The organism is Bradyrhizobium sp. HKCCYLRH3059, assembly GCF_051168035.1.
GTDB lineage: Bacteria > Pseudomonadota > Alphaproteobacteria > Rhizobiales > Xanthobacteraceae > Bradyrhizobium.
Window position 1 is genome coordinate 193,867 of record NZ_JBNPUF010000007.1, and the last position, 18,243, is coordinate 212,109.

The 18,243-nt window shown below is 65.4% G+C and carries 16 protein-coding genes; 9 read left to right on the forward strand and 7 right to left on the reverse strand.

The genetic code is table 11. The features are described 5' to 3' along the window. Window positions 1–94: 94 nt before the first annotated feature. Entirely contained in the window at window positions 95–1,645 is a 1,551-nt protein-coding gene (locus tag ACQR13_RS22475) for a flavin-containing monooxygenase (RefSeq protein ID WP_409998680.1), read from the reverse strand. A 60-nt stretch (window positions 1,646–1,705) separates the two neighbouring features. Between ACQR13_RS22475 and ACQR13_RS22480 the strand changes: the two genes are divergently transcribed. After that, on the forward strand, window positions 1,706–2,431 hold the full coding sequence (locus ACQR13_RS22480) for a hypothetical protein (RefSeq protein WP_316225656.1): 726 nt from the start codon (window positions 1,706–1,708) through the stop codon (window positions 2,429–2,431). A gap of 175 nt (window positions 2,432–2,606) precedes the next feature. Beyond that, window positions 2,607–3,338 (forward strand): alanyl-tRNA editing protein, encoded by a 732-nt coding sequence (locus ACQR13_RS22485; RefSeq protein ID WP_315825096.1) that lies wholly within the window; start codon window positions 2,607–2,609, stop codon window positions 3,336–3,338. Between the two features lie 118 nt (window positions 3,339–3,456). On the opposite strand, the gene ACQR13_RS22490 is transcribed toward ACQR13_RS22485, so the two are convergent. Continuing rightward, the gene (locus ACQR13_RS22490) at window positions 3,457–4,425 is read right to left on the reverse strand and encodes an AraC family transcriptional regulator (RefSeq protein ID WP_434863249.1); all 969 of its coding nucleotides are present in this window, start codon (window positions 4,423–4,425) and stop codon (window positions 3,457–3,459) included. Window positions 4,426–4,919: 494 nt separating this feature from the next. Here ACQR13_RS22490 and ACQR13_RS22495 point away from each other — a divergent pair, with 494 nt between their 5' ends. Both ACQR13_RS22495 and ACQR13_RS22500 read left to right on the forward strand, forming a co-directional pair. Next, a complete protein-coding gene (locus ACQR13_RS22495) occupies window positions 4,920–6,605 on the forward strand; it encodes a methyl-accepting chemotaxis protein (RefSeq protein WP_315712876.1) in 1,686 nt (561 codons plus the stop codon). Between the two features lie 92 nt (window positions 6,606–6,697). After that, window positions 6,698–6,952: a hypothetical protein gene (locus ACQR13_RS22500; protein WP_316187620.1), complete on the forward strand. Its 255-nt coding sequence runs from the start codon at window positions 6,698–6,700 to the stop codon at window positions 6,950–6,952. A 112-nt stretch (window positions 6,953–7,064) separates the two neighbouring features. Here the strand turns inward: ACQR13_RS22500 and ACQR13_RS22505 are convergent, their stop codons facing one another. Next, window positions 7,065–7,556, reverse strand: coding sequence for an AAA family ATPase (locus tag ACQR13_RS22505; protein ID WP_315753608.1), 492 nt, complete (start codon window positions 7,554–7,556; stop codon window positions 7,065–7,067). 466 nt (window positions 7,557–8,022) lie between these two features. Here ACQR13_RS22505 and ACQR13_RS22510 point away from each other — a divergent pair, with 466 nt between their 5' ends. The 4 genes from ACQR13_RS22510 (at window position 8,023) to ACQR13_RS22525 (ending at window position 12,251) form a co-directional block, all read left to right on the forward strand. Next, window positions 8,023–8,403 (forward strand): DUF2946 family protein, encoded by a 381-nt coding sequence (locus tag ACQR13_RS22510; RefSeq protein WP_434863250.1) that lies wholly within the window; start codon window positions 8,023–8,025, stop codon window positions 8,401–8,403. Between the two features lie 179 nt (window positions 8,404–8,582). Continuing rightward, on the forward strand, window positions 8,583–11,081 hold the full coding sequence (locus ACQR13_RS22515) for a TonB-dependent receptor (protein WP_434863251.1): 2,499 nt from the start codon (window positions 8,583–8,585) through the stop codon (window positions 11,079–11,081). Between the two features lie 268 nt (window positions 11,082–11,349). Further along, the gene (locus ACQR13_RS22520; RefSeq protein WP_315753602.1) at window positions 11,350–11,628 is read left to right on the forward strand and encodes a PepSY domain-containing protein; all 279 of its coding nucleotides are present in this window, start codon (window positions 11,350–11,352) and stop codon (window positions 11,626–11,628) included. Between the two features lie 47 nt (window positions 11,629–11,675). Beyond that, window positions 11,676–12,251, forward strand: coding sequence for a cytochrome b/b6 domain-containing protein (locus ACQR13_RS22525; RefSeq protein ID WP_315753600.1), 576 nt, complete (start codon window positions 11,676–11,678; stop codon window positions 12,249–12,251). A gap of 9 nt (window positions 12,252–12,260) precedes the next feature. Here the strand turns inward: ACQR13_RS22525 and ACQR13_RS22530 are convergent, their stop codons facing one another. Beyond that, window positions 12,261–12,440, reverse strand: a complete 180-nt coding sequence (locus ACQR13_RS22530; protein ID WP_315753598.1) for a hypothetical protein — start codon at window positions 12,438–12,440, stop codon at window positions 12,261–12,263. A 294-nt stretch (window positions 12,441–12,734) separates the two neighbouring features. On the opposite strand from ACQR13_RS22530, the gene ACQR13_RS22535 reads away from it, so the two are divergent. Next, window positions 12,735–13,757, forward strand: a complete 1,023-nt coding sequence (locus ACQR13_RS22535; protein ID WP_315712887.1) for a hypothetical protein — start codon at window positions 12,735–12,737, stop codon at window positions 13,755–13,757. Between the two features lie 282 nt (window positions 13,758–14,039). Here the strand turns inward: ACQR13_RS22535 and ahcY are convergent, their stop codons facing one another. The 3 genes from ahcY to ACQR13_RS22550 all read right to left on the reverse strand — a co-directional run bounded on the left by ahcY (window position 14,040) and on the right by ACQR13_RS22550 (window position 18,186). After that, on the reverse strand, window positions 14,040–15,461 hold the full coding sequence (ahcY, locus tag ACQR13_RS22540) for an adenosylhomocysteinase (RefSeq protein WP_315712889.1): 1,422 nt from the start codon (window positions 15,459–15,461) through the stop codon (window positions 14,040–14,042). Between the two features lie 121 nt (window positions 15,462–15,582). After that, a complete protein-coding gene (metK, locus tag ACQR13_RS22545; protein ID WP_434863252.1) occupies window positions 15,583–16,779 on the reverse strand; it encodes a methionine adenosyltransferase in 1,197 nt (398 codons plus the stop codon). Window positions 16,780–16,836: 57 nt separating this feature from the next. Further along, a complete protein-coding gene (locus tag ACQR13_RS22550) occupies window positions 16,837–18,186 on the reverse strand; it encodes a hypothetical protein (RefSeq protein WP_315712892.1) in 1,350 nt (449 codons plus the stop codon). Window positions 18,187–18,243: the final 57 nt, after the last annotated feature.

Genomic DNA, 18,243 nt, shown 5'->3' on the forward strand with positions numbered 1-18,243 from the left:
GCATGTCGGCGTGGATGGGCGGGACAAGGCCGGCCATGACGCCGTGGAGAGATCTTGACGCAGACTCACACCACGTTGCCGATTCCCCCTGCCCTCATGAATACCGCATCACGCCGTCGTCGACCTTGCCGAAGCGCAGCGAGACGATATCCAGCGCGTAGTTCTGGTACAGCCGCCACGGCCGCTTGGAGCCCTGCTTCGGCAGGTCGGCGACCGCGCGCTGCACATAGCCGGAGCTGAAGCTCAGCGACGGCAGCGGCGTAACGGTGGAATCGTCATTGTGCGGCACGCATTGGCGATAGCCGTGCCGGTCCATGTAGTTCAGGAGACGGCAGACATATTCGCAAGTGAGGTCGCATTTCAGCGTCCAGGACGCGTTGGTGTAGCCGAGCGTCGCCGCCAGATTCGGCACGTCGGAATACATCATGCCCTTGTAGTTGAGCGTCTTGGCGAAATCGACGGTGCGGCCATCCACGACGACCTCGATGCCGCCGAGCACCTGCAGCACCAGCCCGGTCGCGGTGACCACGATATCGGCCTCGATTTCGCGGCCGTCGGTGAGGCGCAAGCCGCGCTCGGTGAAGGTCTCGATCCCGGCCGTCACCACCGAGGCGCGCTGCTCGCGAATGGTCTTGAACAGGTCGCCATCCGGCACCAGGCACAACCGCTGGTCCCACGGGTTGTAGCGCGGCGTGAAATGGGTGGCGACGTCGTAATCGGGGCCCAGCGCGGCGCGCACCCCGCCCAGGATCAGCTGCTTGACCCGCTGCGGCTTGCGCCGGCTGAGCTGGAAGAAATACATCCCGAACAGCACGTTGCGCCAGCGGATCAGGTGATAGGCGAGGCCAGCGGGCAGATGCCGGCGCAGCTTGTTGGCGAGCGCGTCCTGCGCCGGGCGCGACACCACATAGGTCGGTGAGCGCTGCAGCATCGTCACATGCGCGGCGGACTTGGCCATCGCCGGCACCAATGTGACCGCGGTCGCGCCGGAGCCGATCACGACGACGCGCTTGCCGGCATAGTCGAGATCCTCCGGCCAGGCCTGCGGATGCACGATGCGGCCCTTGAAATCGGCCATGCCCTTGAAGTCCGGCAGATAGCCCGACTCGTAGCGGTAGTAGCCGGAGCACATGAACAGAAAGCCGCAGGTCATCGACACTGTCTCGACCGTGCCCTGCTCCGTCCGGCGCTCGGCCTCGACGGTCCAGCGTGCGTCCGCGCTCGACCACGACGCGCGCCGGACCCGATGGTTGAACCGGATGTGGCGGTCGATGCCGTTCTCGGTCGCGGTGTCCTGGACGTATTTCAGGATCTGCGGCCCGTCGGCGATCGCCTTCGGATCGGTCCACGGCTTGAACGAATAGCCGAGCGTGTACATGTCGCTGTCGGAGCGGATGCCGGGATAGCGGAACAGGTCCCATGTGCCGCCGATCGCGCCTCGCCCCTCCAGGATCGCGAAGCGCTTGCTCGGGCACTTGTGCTGCAGATGATAGGCGGCGGCGATGCCGGACAGCCCGGCGCCGACGATCAGCACGTCGACATGCTCTGTTGACATGAGGTGTTCCTGGCGTTTCCTGGTGCGGCTTTCTTGCTCTGGCTGCGGACAGTCGCAACCCGGCTCGTCGCTGTCAAATCGCCGGCGCATTCGTCGTCGGTCAACCCTCCTCCGCTATCAGCGGGAAACACCCTCGATACGGATCTGGTGATGAACGCTCCCCACCCGCGCGACGACAGGCCCGGCGACAGCGACAGCCGGGACGGCAGTGGTGCGCCGTCGCAGCGCATCGCCCTGGGCTTTTCGCTGTTCGCAATCGGGCTCGCAGCCTGGTCGCTCTTCCCGAGCTTTCCGGCCGGCCAGCTGATCGCGGTCGTCACCGTCATCCCGCTGGTGGCGCTCATCCTCACCTTGCGCTTTCCCGGGCGGTTCCGCATCGGCCTCGGCTCCGGCTACGGCGCCAATCTCGGCACCGGTTGCATCGTGGCGGCCGGCACGCTTGCCGCGCGCACGCTGTCGGACATCAATCTCGTCGACTGGCTGCCGCTGACAGCCTTCGCGACCGCGGTCGCGATCATTTTCCTCATCGTCGCCGCGCGGTTCGAAACCCAGCTCCGCCGCCGCGGCTGGCGGCTGCTGCTCGCCGCTCTCTTCGTCGCCGCCTATGCGTTCGGGACGCTTGGCCAGTTCAACACCGCACTCGACCGCTCGGCGCCGGCGCTGCTGCGCAGCCGTGTGCTCGCCAAGCATCTCGGCCACAGCCGGCTCGCCACGCATCAGGTGACGCTCGAGCCGTGGGGCCCGTTCGCGCGAGCCACCGATGCCCATGTTGCGCAGGCGCTGTACGAAAGGTTGCAGCCGGGCGACACCGTGTGCCTGCGCCTGGGCGATGGCGCGTTTCGCATGGCGTGGTTCACGGTGGCCGCATGCCGTTGAGACCCGGCGCTGCGGCCGAGACAGGAACGGCCATTTGCGCAGCGCGGCGATGCTGCGTATCGTCGTAGCTTCGTGGCCCGCATGAGCGCAGCGATATGCGGGGCCTCACGCGCCGTCTCGATGAACCCGGACGTCGCTCCGCTCATCCGGGCGATGCGATTGCGAGCCGTTCTGCATGACCGACTTCCTGCCCCGCCCTTTCGCTGTCGATCGTCCCGACGTGCTGGAGCTCGACATCACCGCGCTCGACGCGCGACCCGGCGCGGTGCTGGTGGCGCGCTCGCCGTTCTATCCCGGCGGTGGCGGACAATTGCCGGACCGCGGCACGATCACGTGGAACGGGATCGTCCGCGTCGTCACCGGGTTCGAGCCGACCGCCGACGGCATCTGGCACCTGATCGGTGATGACGCCATCCCGGACGGGGCGATCGAACTGCACGTCGATCCGGCGTTCCGGCAGCGCATGAGCGAGCAGCACACGGTGGCGCATCTCGTCAACAGCGCCGTCTACACCCTGTTCGACGGCGCGCTGCTGACCGGCGTCCGCATGACCGAGACCGACGAGTTCAGCGTCGACTTCGACCTGCCCAAGTTGGCGCCGGAGCAGCTGCGCGCGGTGGAGGACGCGGTCAACGCGGCGATCTCGGACGATCGCCCGGTACGCGCCTTCGACATGCCCTATGACGACGCGCAGGCGACCGCGGGCCTGTTTCGCGCCAAATCGGTCGCCCCGCCGCGCCAGGCCGACGGCCTGATCCGCATCGTCGACATCGACGGCCTCGACCGCCAGGCCTGCGGCGGCACGCACCTGGTCTCGACGGCGCAGGCGCGGCGCATCCGCATTCTCAAGGTCGACAACAAGGGCCGGCAGAACCGGCGGTTGAGGATCGGATTCGTCACGGCTTGAGAATCGCGCGGCTCGCGATGAAACGGCCGGCGTCGCAATGCACATTGTCAAACGCGTATATCATCGCTCGACGTCCGATACGATTGTAACGCAGGCGCGTCCGTGATCCCATGGAAGCTCACGTCTTCCTTGCGTTCCGCAACGTCTCCGAGGGCAACTCACCCATCATCTGACGGTACTCGCTGGCAAAGCGGCCCAGATTGCCAAAGCCGCATTTGAAGGCGACCGACACGACGCTTGTGTTGGCATCGGGCCGTCGCAAAAGTTCGGATGCCCGCTGAAGTCGGACGCGCTTGGCAAACTGGCCGGGTGATCCGCGTCCCGACTCCGAGAACTCGCGGAAAATCGACCGGACGCTGACCCCCGCGATCGCGGCAATCTTCTCGAGGTCCAGAGGCTCGTCCCAATGTGCCTCGATATAGGACTCGACGGTATCGACAACCATACGGTTGACTCGCTGGGGCGCATTCAGCAGGCGGCTGCTAAAGCTGTGCCGATTTGCAAGCAGGAGCCGGATCATCAAGCTCCGCTCGAGCTCTGCGATGGCTATCGGCGAGTAGTCCGCTCCGAACATCTGCAACTCACCGGCAAGCCTGAAAACGTCCTGGCGGACGAGAGCCATGACAGCAGGATCGGTTGGGCCTTCGTCAAAGGTCAGATTCGTATCTCTGTCATCGCCGAGCATGGCTCTCAACAGCTGGTGCAAAGGCGCGCTTTCGACCCTGACCACCAGTTGGCAGTAGCCGGCAGGAAATTCGAGATCCAGTCTTGAATCCCCGGATATCAGGGGACTCCAGGCGACGATCGCCTGGTGGCCTCGCGCAGTCCTGTATCCGGCAGTGCCCTGGATCGAGAAGAACTGTCTGTAGATCGTCGATTCCGGAAACGACACCGACGCCGCGCCCGCATATGAGCAGAACGCCAGCCCCGCGGTGCTGAGCCGCGCAAGATTGGCCTCGATGCCGAAGCTGGAGTCGGAGCTGTCGAAACGATCGACGGCGTAGATGCTGAACAAGCGATCGCGCGCGAACTCGCGATCACGCGAGCGAAACAGCGGATATCGATCGAGATATGAGATTTGACCCAAACAGCTCCTCCGCCCGATCGGCATCACCACCTGGTCAACCCTCGTGCAATCGTCAGGCGCGTGAGCACAAGGCCGTGCGTTAGGACACGTGGCAAGCACGAATTTCGTTCAGTTCCACAGTTCGGACAACGTCCCGGCGCGAGGGGGCGTACGATTTTCGCGGTGATAACCGAACACCCCGTATTGTTACGGACAGAATGCTGCCTCGCGGGGCTGGCCGTGGTCTGCGCCGGGTCGTCCAATGGCTCGCTCGGAACAACGGCGTACCAAGCGGCCAAATGCGATGGGTATCGGGGTCATCGGAGCGGCAGCATACGGCCGATCTGTCGGGGATCGGACAAATACTTGGATAATTCGATTCAACTACGATCCGCTCACTCTGGACCAGAGTCGGGCCTCGCGGCGGCGTTTGGCCCCAGCGAACCAAGGTCCTGGAAATCGACAGACGTGCATGTGCCGAAACCCCGGCAGAGCAGACCTAGAGAGGAAAGAGAATGTTCGGCCGCAGACACGCCAAGGGTGACGCACAGGCCATGCTCGACGCGATCAGCCGCTCGCAGGCCGTGATCGAGTTCAACATGGACGGCACGATCATCACGGCAAACAAGAACTTCCTCGATACGCTCGGATACCGGCTGGATGAGATCCAGGGCAAGCATCACAGCATGTTCGTGGCGCCGGCCGAGCGGGACAGCGCGGCCTATCGCGAATTCTGGGCGGCTCTCAACCGCGGCGAATTCCAGGCCGCAGAATTCAAGCGGATCACCAAAGGCGGCGGCGAGGTCTGGATCGAGGCGTCCTACAATCCGGTTCTCGACGGCAACCGCCGACCGGTGAAGGTGGTGAAGTTCGCGACCGACATTACCGCGAAAAAGCTGCGCAGCATGGCGGACGGCTCCAAGATCGCTGCCATCGATCGCGCCCAGGCCGTGATCGAGTTCAAGCTGGACGGAACGGTCGTGACGGCGAACCAGAACTTTTGCGACGTTCTGGGTTATCGGCTCGACGAGATCCAGGGCCGGCATCACAGCATGTTCGTCGAGCCGTCACAGCGCGACAGCGCGGCGTATCGCGAGTTCTGGACGGCCCTCAATCGCGGCGAATATCAAGGCGGCGAATACAAGCGCATCGGCAAGGGAGGCAAGGAGGTCTGGATTCTCGCCACCTACAATCCCATGCTCGATACCGCCGGCAAGCCGTTCGGCGTGGTCAAGTTCGCGACCGACGTCACCGCGCAGAAGCTCAGGAACGCGGATCTGGCCGGCCAGATCGATGCCATCGGCAAGTCGCAGGCTGTGATCGAGTTCAACATGGACGGCACGATCATCACCGCGAATGACAATTTCCTGCATGTGCTCGGCTACACCCTGGCCGAGGTCAAAGGCAAACATCATAGCATGTTCGTCGAGCCTTCGGAGCGCGATGGTGCCGCATATCGCGAGTTTTGGGCCGACCTGAACCGGGGGCAGTATCAGGCGGCGGAATACAAACGCATCGGCAAGGGCGGCAAGGAGGTCTACATCCAGGCCTCGTACAATCCGATCCTCGATCTCAACGGCAAGCCGTTCAAGGTCGTGAAGTATGCGACCGACGTCACCAGGCAGGTGCTGGTGCGCATAGGCAACGAGCGCGTCCGTGCGATGATGGAATCCGTCGCAGCAGGCTCCGAGGAGTTGAACGCGTCTGTGCGGGAGATTTCCGAAGCCATGACCAAGTCCCGCGAGACGGCGATGGGCGCCGTCGGTCAGGTGGCATCCGCCGACGGCCAGGCGCAGCGGCTGTCCGAAGCCACGCAGGCGATGAGCGGCATCGTCGAGATGATCAACAACATCACCGGGCAGATCAACCTGCTCGCGCTCAACGCCACCATCGAATCCGCCCGCGCCGGCGAAGCCGGGCGTGGCTTTGCGGTCGTCGCCGCCGAGGTCAAGAACCTCGCCAACCAGGCCAAGCAGGCCACCGACAAGATCGCCCAGGAAATCGAGAACCTCAACGGCATCTCGGGCGACGTCGTGACGGCGCTCAACTCGATCAAGCAGGCGATCAACAGCGTCAGCGAATACGTCACCTCGACGGCGGCGGCGGTGGAAGAGCAGAGCACGGTGACGAACGAGATGTCGTCCAGCATGGCCCGCGCCGCAGCCGAAGCTCAGGCCTTGGCCGCCCGGACCGCGGCTTAGCTGCGCGCGACCAGGGCGGCGGAGCCCGGCGGGTCGCCGCCCCATAAGCGATCGAATGCGGGCGTTCACCAGAAGGCGCTGACGAGAAGACCGTGGCCGACATCATTCATTTTCCTGCTCCCGATTCCTCGCGATTCGTCGAACAGCACGCCGTGGCGGCTTGTCGGGCACTCCTGCGTCCCCAGACCGAACGCCTCCAGCAAGAGTTGCAGCAGTGGCGCAACGCCTTGGATGAGTTGGATCAGCACATCGGCGCGGACCCGTCATTCGCCGCGCTACTGTCTGAGAGCGCAAAGGTGCGCGCGCTCATCTCCGCTGCCGAAAGCGCGCTGGACGCAATCTTCTGAGACCAGGCGGTGATCGCCGCGGCACGGCTGACGGTTGCGCGGCGACGCGCACCGCCAGGATTGCCGCCAACAAGCCAGCGGGACGACAGCAGTCCCAGTCGCCGCCGCAAGGTCACGGCCGATGCAAGATCACGTCGAATCCTTCCTCCGGGGTCGGCGCCACGAAGTATGAAGTGAACAGGTCGAACTCCTCGTCGGTCACGGTGAAGGCGTGGCGGCCTTCCGCGTTGCGGGCGCGCAGCCGCGCCTTGCAGACCTCGTCGGGCACGTCGAGGTGATGCAACTGGTGCGGCACGCCGGCGGCTTCGAACAGACCGCGCATCCAGGCGCGGCTCGCCGGCGTGTTGGCGGGGAAGTCGAGCACGACCGAAACGCCGGCTCGCAACAACGCGACGACGTGCGGCCCCATCACGCTGCGCAGCCGTGACGAATTGCGCACGTAGTCCGCCAGGCTGCTCTGCTCGCCGGGATAGAGCCGCGACAGCCAGTCGTCCTCGGCGACCACGACGGTGGCCGGGCGATGGCCGAGCTCCGCGGTGAGCGTCGATTTGCCGGCAGCGATCTTGCCGCACACGAGGTGCAGCGTCGGTTGGTTGGGAGACACGGATACAGACCTCGCATACGGCGCATCTTCGGGCGCCAAGAGCATTCACAGGCAATTCTCGCAGGCGGAAGCGCCCGGCCCGACGGATCAGGCCGGGTCGGTAATTCGGCTGCTGACGGCAGCGCCTGCGATGCGAATGCGGAAGGTCATGAGGATATATTTGACAGATGTCGCTGACGGCGTCCAGGCCCGGCCGTCATCCGTCGCGAGACCGCGCCGCGATTGAGTTCGACTCGCAAGAATGGCCCGCGCGCATTTCAGTCGCACCGGCCGCTCGCGAATGAGTTGAAGTCACTTCACTGTGGCCGAATTGATCCACTGCGACGGGAGTCGAGCCGGCCGCGTGTCGTCCATTGCCAACCGGATGTCCGCTCCTGTAGGTAGTTGCGAGGGACGGGGGCGTCAGTCGGTGGCTCGTCAAGGGCGTCAACTACAAGGCATCGCATCAGGACGACGTGAGGCGCGCATGCGCTCGGCGCGGCGGCGCGCAGCGCTGTCGCGGCTCGGCGGCGCTCTCGTCTGGTTCGCGGCATGGGCCCTGATCTTCCAGTCCGCGCTGGCGCTCTCCGCGATGAGCGCTGCGGTTGCGGCCCCCGATGCCGTCGCCGTCATCTGTCAGAGCTCCGCCGACGATCCAACGTCGGACGACATCGGCACTGCGGCCAAGCAATGCGCGAGTTGTCCGTTCTGTGCGCTCGGGCGCGGCGTCACTGTCCCGCACGTCCCCGCCGTGGCGCGGCCGATGCCGGTGGTCGTGGCGATCCTGATCGAGCGGACAGACCTCGTTGCGGCGCCTCGGCCTGCGCTCGAACTGCCGGTCGCTCGCGGACCACCGGCGGCCCTCTAGGCCGATACTCCAGACATCTCATCCCGTCACGATGCGGCCGGTCTCGTCCGCGCGCGCTGTGGGCTGCCGTCCGGCGGTCGCCGCAGCCGTGCCCGGAGCCGCCTCGTCGCGACATGTTCACGAGGCCACGGCGCGCTCGCAGCCGGGCGCCTCTCCCATTCCTATTCCGAGATCCCCTCATGGACCATTGTTCGACACCCGTCCGGCAGCGGTTGCTCCGCTCAACCACCGTGCTCACATCGCCGGCGCTGCTGGCATTCGCCCTTTCGAGTCCCGTGCTCGCGCAGGACCCATCGCAGGCTCGCTCCGCCGCCACGCTGCCGCAGGTGACGGTCGCTGTCCCGAAGCCCCGGCCGGCCGCCCGAACGGCAGTCCGCCGCAGGGGCGCACATGCGGCGACCAATCCGGCCAGCGCGCCACCGCCGCAGGCGGCCTCATCCGACGGCGTCGGCGCGCCTCCCGGCGCCACTTCGGTTGCACCGGATGACATCCTGGCGAAGCGCGCCACCACGAACGACACCGCTGCGCTGTTTGCGGATGTCCCCGGAGTCAGCCTCTATTCGGCCGGAGGGGTCTCCAGCCTGCCGGCGATCCATGGCCTCGCCGACGACCGCCTGCGCATCAAGGTCGACGGCATGGACACCATCGCCTCGTGTCCCAATCACATGAACCCGGCGCTGTCCTATATCGATCCGGCCCAGGTCGCCGCGGCCAAGGTCTGGGCGGGCATCACGCCCGTGAGCGTCGGCGGCGACTCGATCGGCGGCACCGTCGCCGTCAGCTCGCCGGCGGCCCTGTTCGCGGCGCCGGGGCAGAGCCTGCTGACCAAAGGCAGCATCGGCACGTTCTACCGCAGCAACGGCAACGTGCGCGGCGTCAACCTGTCGGCCACCATGGCCACCGAGAACTACAGCGTCAGCTACAGCGGCGCTGCGGTCAAGGCCGACAACTATACGGCCGGCGGCAACTTCAAGAACTTCACCCTGAGGAGTTCGATCACGCCGGTGCTTCCCCTCGATCAGGTCGGCTCATCCGCCTACGAGACCAGGAATCATCTGATGGGCATCGCCTGGAACAAGGACGGCCAGCTCATCGAGCTGAAGGCGGGAGTGCAGGAGGTCCCCTATCAGCTCTACCCGAACCAGCGCATGGACATGCTGGGCAACGATGCCTACAGCTTCAACCTGCACCATCTCGGCCGGTTCGACTGGGGAGATCTGGACACCCGCCTCTATCACCAGTCCGTCGATCACTACATGGACTTCGGCGGCGATCGGCTGTTCTCGTATGGCACACTCAGCCCGCCGAACACGACGGGTGCGCGCTATCCGGTCAACGGCATGCCGATGTATACGCACACCAAGACCAACGGCCTGACCTCCAAGGCCGACATCACGCTGTCGTCCCGCGACGTGGTCCGCGTCGGCGTCGACCTGCAGACCTACCGTCTCGACGACTGGTGGCCGCCGGCCCCCGATTGCGGCGTCGGCAACTGCATCGGCGGCATGGCGCCACTGACGTTCTGGAACATCAACGGCGGCAAGCGCGACCGGGCCGGCGTGTTCAGCGAGTGGGAGGCGAAGTGGAGCCCGTCCTGGCTGTCGCTGCTGGGCGTGCGGTTCGAACGCGTCGAGACCGACACCGGACCGGTCGTCGGCTACAACACCAGCACCACGCCGCTGACATCGGGATTCATGTCCGGCATGTACGAGACGAGCTCTGTTGGCTCCCGCGCGGCGTTCAACGCCATGGATCGCTCGCGAAAGGACAACAATGTCGATCTGACGGCGCTGTTCCGGAACACGCCGAGCGCCCATCTCACCTTCGAGTTCGGCGCGATGCAGAAGACCCGCTCGCCGAATCTCTACGAGCGTTATTCCTGGTCGCGCAACACCATGGCGCTGGAGATGAACAACTTCGTCGGCGACGGCAACGGCTATCTCGGAAACCCCAATCTGAGACCCGAGGTCGCCCATACCGTGAGCTTCACCGGCGCCTGGCACAGCGCCGACCATGAGGCCGAGATCCGGCTCACGCCCTACTACACCCATGTACGCGACTACATCGATGCGGTGCAGTGGAAGGCCGCCACCAACACCGCCGCCGTGCCTGCCGTCGCCAACCAGTTCGTGATCATGAAATACATGAACCAGCAGGCACGGCTGTACGGCTTCGATCTGTCCGGCAAAGTGCCGCTGGGCAGGACGCCGATCGGCGATTTCGGCCTGAAAGGAGTGTTGAGCTATACCAACGGCCGGAATCTCGACACCGGAAGCGGTCTCTACAACATCATGCCGGTCAACGGCAGGCTGACGCTCACGCACCGGCTCGACGGCTGGGACAGCGGCCTCGAGCTGGTGATGGTAGGCCGCAAGTCCGACGTCTCCGTCGCGCGCAACGAGCTCAAGACCCCGGGCTACAGCCTGGTGAACCTGCGCAGCAACTACACCTGGCAGAGGCTGCGCATCAGCTTCGGCGTCGAGAACCTGTTCAACAAGCTCTACTACCTGCCGCTCGGCGGCGCCTATATCGGCGAGGGCGCATCGATGTCGTTCAACAAGGAGGCCGGCACCGTCGCTGCCACCGGCGGCGGCGTATCGGGCACCGCGACGATGTGGGGCACCGCCGTTCCCGGCCCCGGACGTTCGTTCTATCTGGGTGCGAACCTGGAATTCTGACGCCGGCATTCGTATCTCGCCCTGTCCCGCCAGCGGGACAGGGCGAGAGCGGGCGCCAGACGACCACGGCGTCGCGACGAGCGGCACGAGCGAGACGTAACGTCGCGCATCACGCCGTCTGCGATTCTCGGCCAAAATCGCCGCTCTCACGAACTTGGAAAAGCTCTAAGAGCGATTCCAGCCGCCGCTCCGTTGACACATCGGGGCGGTTGCCGTCTCCACTGATCCCACGATGCATCGTATTTGAATCTTCTCATTGGAGGGATTGATGAGACTGACCATCGCGGCCGTGATCGGTGCCGCACTCGCCGGCTTCGCCATCTCGCCGGCTCTGGCCGACGGCTACAAGGACTGCACCAAGCTCGACAAGGCCCAGTGGAAGCCGGCCGCCGAGGCGGAAGCCAAGGCCAAGGAAGCGGGCTACGAGGTGCGCCGCTCGAAGGTCGAAGGCTCCTGCTACGAGGTCTACGGCGTCAAGGGCGGCAAGCTCCATGAGCTGTTCTACAGCCCGGAGGATATCAGCCTGAAGCACACGATCGCCAAGTAGTTGGCGCAAGCGTCGCCCAGCGTGCTGGACGACGTGACGTGAGAGCCATGCACGGCACAGCCCCCCGAGCCAGCCTGAAACGCAAGGACACCGCCGACACCGTGCAGGTCTGGGACCTGCCGCTGCGGCTGTGGCACTGGATGCTGGTCGTGCTGGTGCTCATCGCCTGGGTGACGCCGAACGTCCATGACGGCCTGCACCGGATCGCGGGCTACGCGATCCTCGGCTTGCTCGCCTTTCGCCTGATCTGGGGCATCATCGGTACGCGCCATTCGCGCTTCCGCAGTCTCAAGCTCCGGCTGCGCGCGACGCCGGCCTACCTGTGGAATCTGCGGCGCGGCAAGACCGGGCGCTATCTCGGGCTGAATCCCGCGGGCACGGCGATGCAGCTCGCACTGCTGCTTCTGCTCATCGTCTCCGCGATGACCGGCGCGATGCAGGTGACCGTGCGCTTCTTCGGCATCTGGTGGGTCGAGGACACCCACGAGGTGACGTCATATCTCCTGATCCCGCTGGTGGTGCTGCATGTCGCCGGCGTCGTGCTGGTGAGCCGCCTGCAGCGCGAGAATCTCGCCCGCGCCATGCTGACGGGGCGCAAGCTGCTGCGGCGCGGCTCGCGCTGACCGGGCGGCTCAGCCGCGCACGGCGTAGGGCGTCTGCGCCAGACGGTCGGCCCCCACGGCGAGATCGCGCTGCGCATCGGCCAGCGCCTTGCGTTCGCGCTTTTCCTCGGGCAGCGACCAGATCGAGTCCTCGGGCGCGTAGTCCCGGATCAACCTCGTGCCGCCGACGATGATCTCGATGGTGCTCATGACGTCAGCTCCACGAACCAGTTTCAAGAGAGTACGCGGCGCGGCTGGCGGTGGCAACCGAGCGTCAGCCAGAGGCCCTGCGGTCTCCAGCATCTGTCATCGCCGAACGATCGTTCGCGGCGAATCGCGCCACACACGGAACTCACGAGCGTTGCACGCAGGCCACAGTTCTCGCAAAAGCTGCGCGGGCGCGGAGATGCGTTATTGCGCCGGGCCGTCTTGCGCCGAACAATCGCAGGTATCGGATGCCTGACCGCCCCTCACCAGCAGGGGCTCGGATTTTGGGGAGGCCGGATGATGAGCTCGCAGCAGCTTTTGGCGCGTGCGTTGTGTCGGTCCGTTGTCCTGGTAGCTTGTGCGGCGGCATGGCCCGCGGCCGCCGCCGAGATCGAGGCAGCGACGCCGCCCGTCGCCGCGGAGCCGATCGCGACGTCGCCGCAGCCGACCGCAGCCGAGACTGCGCTGACGACCGCGTCGATCACTCCATCGGCTGTCCTGCCGGCGGACGAACAGGCCGCGCCCGGCGCGGCGACCGAACCGCCCCGGCCCACTGTCGCCAGCGCCGACCGCATCGAGATCCTCGACGAGTGCCCCGACATCGATGCCTGCATCGACCGCTATCTGTGGGCGCTGTACGAGCGCGCACCGAAGCTCGACAAGATCCGCGAGACCGAGCGCCGCGTCGTCACGGTCAAGCGCAAGGGACGCATGGTGAAGGTGACGCGCAGCTTCACCAAGCTCGTCGACAACGACTTCACCTGGAAGGATCCGAAGGCGGCCGAGCGCATCGGCCGCAGCATGATGGAGTATGTGATCGGCGGCATGGACCGCGGCTTCAAGCTGAAGCTGTTTCACACTTTGCATGCCGCCGAGGCCGCAGGGCTCGCGCCCGGCATCACCAGCGGCTTCCGCGACGACTACCGGCAGGAGATCGCGAGCGGCCTGAAGGCCGCCAGCAACCGCTCCTATCACGGCGGCAGCCTGCGCGGCGGCTACGGCCACGGACTCGCGGCCGACATCGTCAGCGTCAACGGCGCGACGCGCGCACAGCGCTGGGTGGCGACCGAGGCGCTGTGGAAATGGGTCGATGCCAACGGCAAGACGTTCGGCATCGGCCGGCCCTATCTCGATCACGACCCGCCGCATGTCGGCCCGGTCGACGGCGAGGAATATGCCAAGCATCGCGCGCCGGCCGTGAAGGTGGCAGCGGCGGAGACGAAGAAGCACAAGCGGATCGCGGCACGGCCTGAGCATCATGCGGCGAAGCGTACGAAGGCGATCCGCGCGTCGGCGCTGGCCTCGCGGCGAACGAGCTGATTGTCACGTTCACCGCAGGTCGCGGCGTTCCGCTGATTTCATAGAGCGCGCCGCGATCTCCGTCATTGCGAGGAGCAAAGCGACGAAGCAATCCAGAGTCCCGTCCACGACTCTGGATTGCTTCGCGGAGCTTGTCATCGGGCCGCGCACCTGCGGGGACAAGGTGGCTCGCAATGCCGATCGGAGGCAGGCGCAGATTCAACTCACAACTACGCCGAAGCAAGCAAAAGGCCGGGGCAATGCCCCGGCCTTCGCCATGTCAGCCGCGCGGTGCGCCGGATATCAGTAGCGGTAGTGGTCCGACTTGAACGGGCCTTCCGGCTTGACGCCGATGTAGGAGGCCTGGTCGGGGCGCAGCTTGGTGAGATTCACGCCGATCTTGGCGAGATGCAGCATCGCCACCTTCTCGTCCAGCGACTTCGGCAGCACGTAGACTTCCTTCTTGTACTTGCCGTCCTTGTTGTTGGCGTAGAGCTCGATCTGGGCCAAGGTCTGGTTGGTGAAGGACGCCGACATCACGAAGGACGGGTGGCCCATCGCATTGCCGAGGTTCACGAGGCGGCCTTCGGACAGCAGGATCATGCGCTTGCCGTCAGGGAAGGTGATCTCGTCGACCTGCGGCTTGATGTTGGTCCACTTCAGGTTCTTCAGCGAGGCGACCTGGATCTCGTTGTCGAAGTGGCCGATGTTGCAGACGATGGCGCGATCCTTCATCGCGCGCATGTGCTCGATGGTGATGATGTCCTTGTTGCCGGTGGCGGTCACGAAGATGTCGGCGCGCGGCGCGGCGTCCTCCATCGTCACCACCTCATAGCCCTCCATTGCCGCCTGCAGCGCGCAGATCGGGTCGATCTCGGACACCATGACGCGGCAGCCGGCCTGGCGCAGCGAGGCGGCCGAGCCCTTGCCGACGTCGCCGAAGCCGGCGACCATCGCGACCTTGCCCGACATCATCACGTCGGTGCCGCGGCGGATGCCGTCGACCAGCGACTCACGACAGCCATAGAGGTTGTCGAACTTCGACTTGGTGACGCTGTCGTTGACGTTGATCGCGGGCCACAGCAGCGTGCCGGCCTTCTGCATGTCGTACAGGCGGTGCACGCCCGTGGTGGTCTCTTCCGAGACGCCCTTGATCGACTTGGCGATTTCGGCGAAGTAGCCCTTCGGCTTCTCCTTGAGCTGCTTCTTCAGCAGCGCGAAGAACACCTCCTCTTCCTCGGACGCCGGCTTGTCGAGGAACGCGGTGTCGCCGTTCTCGGCGCGCAGGCCGAGATGGACATACATGGTGGCGTCGCCACCGTCATCGAGGATCATGTTGGGATGGCCGCCGCCGTGCCAGTCGAACAGCTTGGCGGTGTAGTCCCAATAGTCGACAAGCGTCTCGCCCTTGACGGCGAACACCGGAATTCCGGCGGCGGCGATCGCGGCCGCCGCGTGGTCCTGGGTCGAATAGATGTTGCAGGAGACCCAGCGGATGTCGGCGCCGAGCGCCTTCAGCGTCTCGATCAGCACCGCGGTCTGGATGGTCATGTGCAGCGAGCCTGCGATGCGCGCGCCCTTCAGCGGCTGCTTCGGGCCATACTCCTCGCGCGTCGCCATCAGGCCGGGCATCTCGGTCTCAGCGAGCGAGATCTCCTTGCGTCCGAACTCGGCGAGCGAAATGTCCTTGACGATGTAGTCGTTGAAACCTGGCTTGGCGGTCATGTGGGGTTCCTGTCTGTAAAAGGCGTCATTCCGGGCGCGCGTCAGCGCGAACCCGGAATCCATCACTTCGAGATTCCGGGTTCAGCGCTGTCGCGCGGCCCCGGAATGACGGCACTAAGAGCTACACCGCACGCTTGAGCGCCTCGACGAGGTCGGTCTTCTCCCAGGAGAAGCCGCCCTCATTGTCCGGCGTACGGCCGAAATGGCCGTAGGACGAGGTGCGCGCATAGATCGGGCGATTGAGGTCGAGGTGGGTGCGAATGCCGCGCGGGGTCAGGTCCATCGCCTGAGCGGCCGCCTTCTCGAGCACCTCCTCCGGCACCTTGCCGGTGCCGTGGGTGTCGATATAGATCGACAGCGGCCGCGCCACGCCGATCGCATAGGCGAGCTGCAGGGTGCAGCGGTCGGCGAGACCAGCGGCGACGATGTTCTTTGCGACGTAGCGCGCGGCATAGGCGGCGGAGCGGTCGACCTTGGTCGGATCCTTGCCGGAGAACGCGCCGCCGCCATGCGGGGCAGCACCGCCATAGGTATCGACGATGATCTTGCGGCCGGTCAGACCAGCGTCGCCATCGGGACCGCCGATGTAGAACTTGCCGGTCGGGTTGATGTGCCAGATCGTCTTCGGCGTGATCCAGCCTTCCGGCAGCGCCTTGCGCACATAGGGCTCGACGCGCTTGCGGACCTGCGCCGAAGTCATGTCCTCGACCAGATGCTGGTGCGACACCACGATCTCGCGCACGCCGACCGGCTTGCCGTTCTCATACTGCACGGTGACCTGGCTCTTGGAATCCGGACCGAGCACCTTCTCGACACCGGCGTGGCGGGCTTCCGAGATCAGCCGCAGGATCTTGTGGGCATAGAAGATCGGCGCCGGCATCAAATCCGGCGTTTCATTGGTCGCGTAACCGAACATGATGCCCTGGTCGCCGGCGCCCTCTTCCTTGACTTCGCCGGGCTGCAGCGCGTCGACGCCCTGGGCGATGTCGGCCGACTGCGGATGCAGCAGGATCTCGATATCGCAGGTCTTCCAGTGAAAACCTTCCTGCTCGTAGCCGATGTCCTTGATGGCCTCGCGGACGACGTGCTCGATGTGCTCGTTGGTGACCGAAGCCGGGCCGCGGGTCTCACCGGCGATCACGACCTTGTTGGTGGTGGCGAGCGTCTCGCAGGCGGCGCGGATCTGCCAGGGGTCGATGCCGGCCTTCGGCCCTTCACGGTAGAACAGGTCGACGATCTCGTCGGAAATACGGTCGCAGACCTTGTCCGGGTGGCCTTCGGACACCGACTCCGAGGTGAACAGATATGACGCGCGCATCAAGCAACCCCTTCTTCGCCGCCCACGGCGGTCGTTTGTATTGATCCCTAAGGAATGTCAGTCGCGACGCCGCGAGATGACGTAGGATTCATCGTAGAACCACAGCCCGTTGTGCTTTCGCAGAACCTCTCTGGCGGCGTCGAGCGCGCGGGACGAGTGGGCCACCTCGGTCAGGCGGTCTTCCTCGATCTGCGCGACATACACCGCCGCGTTCCAGGCTGCAAAGGCCGTCGAGGTTCCGATCGCACCGGTGACCTCGTTGGGCAGAGCCTCCATCTCATACCTGAAAATCGAGCGATTGTCCGCATAGGCGTTAAAATTTAAGTCCCGCCCACTGGAGCCGAGCTCGTATTTCACGGCGCGCAATAGCTCATGGCGGCTGACCGAGAAAGGATTTTCTCCCGGCCAGACCGCCTGGATGATGTCCAGGCCCGGATCCTGGCCGTGGGAGTGGATTCCGATCAGCCGGCCGCCCGGCTTCAGCGCCCGCGCCAGCGGTGCGATGATGCGCTTGGCGCGGAAATTGACCGAGGACCGGGCCCGGTAGGGCTGCGAGGCGATGATCAGGTCGAAATTGGCCTCGACCCGACCGGCCCGCGGGATGATGCCGTCGAGCAGGAAGCGGTGATCCTCGCGATACAGCACCAAGGCGATCGGCCGCTCATAGACCGGCATGCCGGTGCGCGGGGAGACGTTGGCGCGCCAGTTCTGCTCCAGAAACGGCTTCAGCGCCGTGATCTGGGCCTCGAAATCCCCGGACGAATCGCCCTGCAGCACGACCTCGTGCCAGATCATCGAGGCGGCTACCGAAGGCGACGCCGGCGTCAGCCAGGGCGCCTCGGCATAGTTCATGTTGGTGAACACGAACACGCTGGCCGGATGCTCGAACAGCCGGTCCGGGACCTTCTCCAGTGTCAGCCTGACATCCTCGAGGCTCAGCTCCTTGCCGGCCACATAGAACGGAATGTGTGGAAAACGGCCGTGCATGGTGCGCAGGACCTTCGACAGCACGGTGCCGTCGCCGACGCCGGCGTCGAACAGCCGCAGCGCCGGCGGCCGCGGATGGATGCTGGCGAGTTCGAGACCGACGCGCTCGGCCACCACCCGCTTCTCGCTGCAGGTGTGCACGAACAGCAGGTATTTCTGACGGTTCTCGAAGAAGCGGAAATTGCTCTTGGGATCGCGCTTTTCGGGCACGACGTCGAGCCGCGGCGGCGGCAGCGTGCCAGTCGAGGCCGCGATATAGGCCTGGATGCGATCCAGCGTGTCGATGGTGATGCGCTTGCCCTCGCGCAGCCGCTGCACGAGCTTGCCGTCGTTCACGGCGCGCCGGCCGAACGTCGATTCCGCCATGTCCGACTGGCGGCAGAACTCCGTGATCTGGGCGAGCAGCTGGTCGTTCTTCATTCGGCTCGACGGGTGGGAAACAGGAGTGGGCAACGCGCCCTTGGCCCAACCTCCTAG

Excerpts from the sequence above, each read along its gene's own strand:
- ACQR13_RS22475 (WP_409998680.1), bottom strand. The coding sequence starts at position 1,645 with ATGCGCCGGCGATTTGACAGCGACGAGCCGGGTTGCGACTGTCCGCAG.
- ACQR13_RS22480 (WP_316225656.1), top strand. The coding sequence starts at position 1,706 with ATGAACGCTCCCCACCCGCGCGACGACAGGCCCGGCGACAGCGACAGC.
- ACQR13_RS22485 (WP_315825096.1), top strand. The coding sequence starts at position 2,607 with ATGACCGACTTCCTGCCCCGCCCTTTCGCTGTCGATCGTCCCGACGTG.
- ACQR13_RS22495 (WP_315712876.1), top strand. The coding sequence starts at position 4,920 with ATGTTCGGCCGCAGACACGCCAAGGGTGACGCACAGGCCATGCTCGAC.
- ACQR13_RS22510 (WP_434863250.1), top strand. The coding sequence starts at position 8,023 with ATGCGCTCGGCGCGGCGGCGCGCAGCGCTGTCGCGGCTCGGCGGCGCT.
- ACQR13_RS22515 (WP_434863251.1), top strand. The coding sequence starts at position 8,583 with ATGGACCATTGTTCGACACCCGTCCGGCAGCGGTTGCTCCGCTCAACC.
- ACQR13_RS22520 (WP_315753602.1), top strand. The coding sequence starts at position 11,350 with ATGAGACTGACCATCGCGGCCGTGATCGGTGCCGCACTCGCCGGCTTC.
- ACQR13_RS22525 (WP_315753600.1), top strand. The coding sequence starts at position 11,676 with ATGCACGGCACAGCCCCCCGAGCCAGCCTGAAACGCAAGGACACCGCC.
- ACQR13_RS22530 (WP_315753598.1), bottom strand. The coding sequence starts at position 12,440 with ATGAGCACCATCGAGATCATCGTCGGCGGCACGAGGTTGATCCGGGAC.
- ACQR13_RS22535 (WP_315712887.1), top strand. The coding sequence starts at position 12,735 with ATGATGAGCTCGCAGCAGCTTTTGGCGCGTGCGTTGTGTCGGTCCGTT.
- ahcY (WP_315712889.1), bottom strand. The coding sequence starts at position 15,461 with ATGACCGCCAAGCCAGGTTTCAACGACTACATCGTCAAGGACATTTCG.
- metK (WP_434863252.1), bottom strand. The coding sequence starts at position 16,779 with ATGCGCGCGTCATATCTGTTCACCTCGGAGTCGGTGTCCGAAGGCCAC.
- ACQR13_RS22550 (WP_315712892.1), bottom strand. The coding sequence starts at position 18,186 with ATGAAGAACGACCAGCTGCTCGCCCAGATCACGGAGTTCTGCCGCCAG.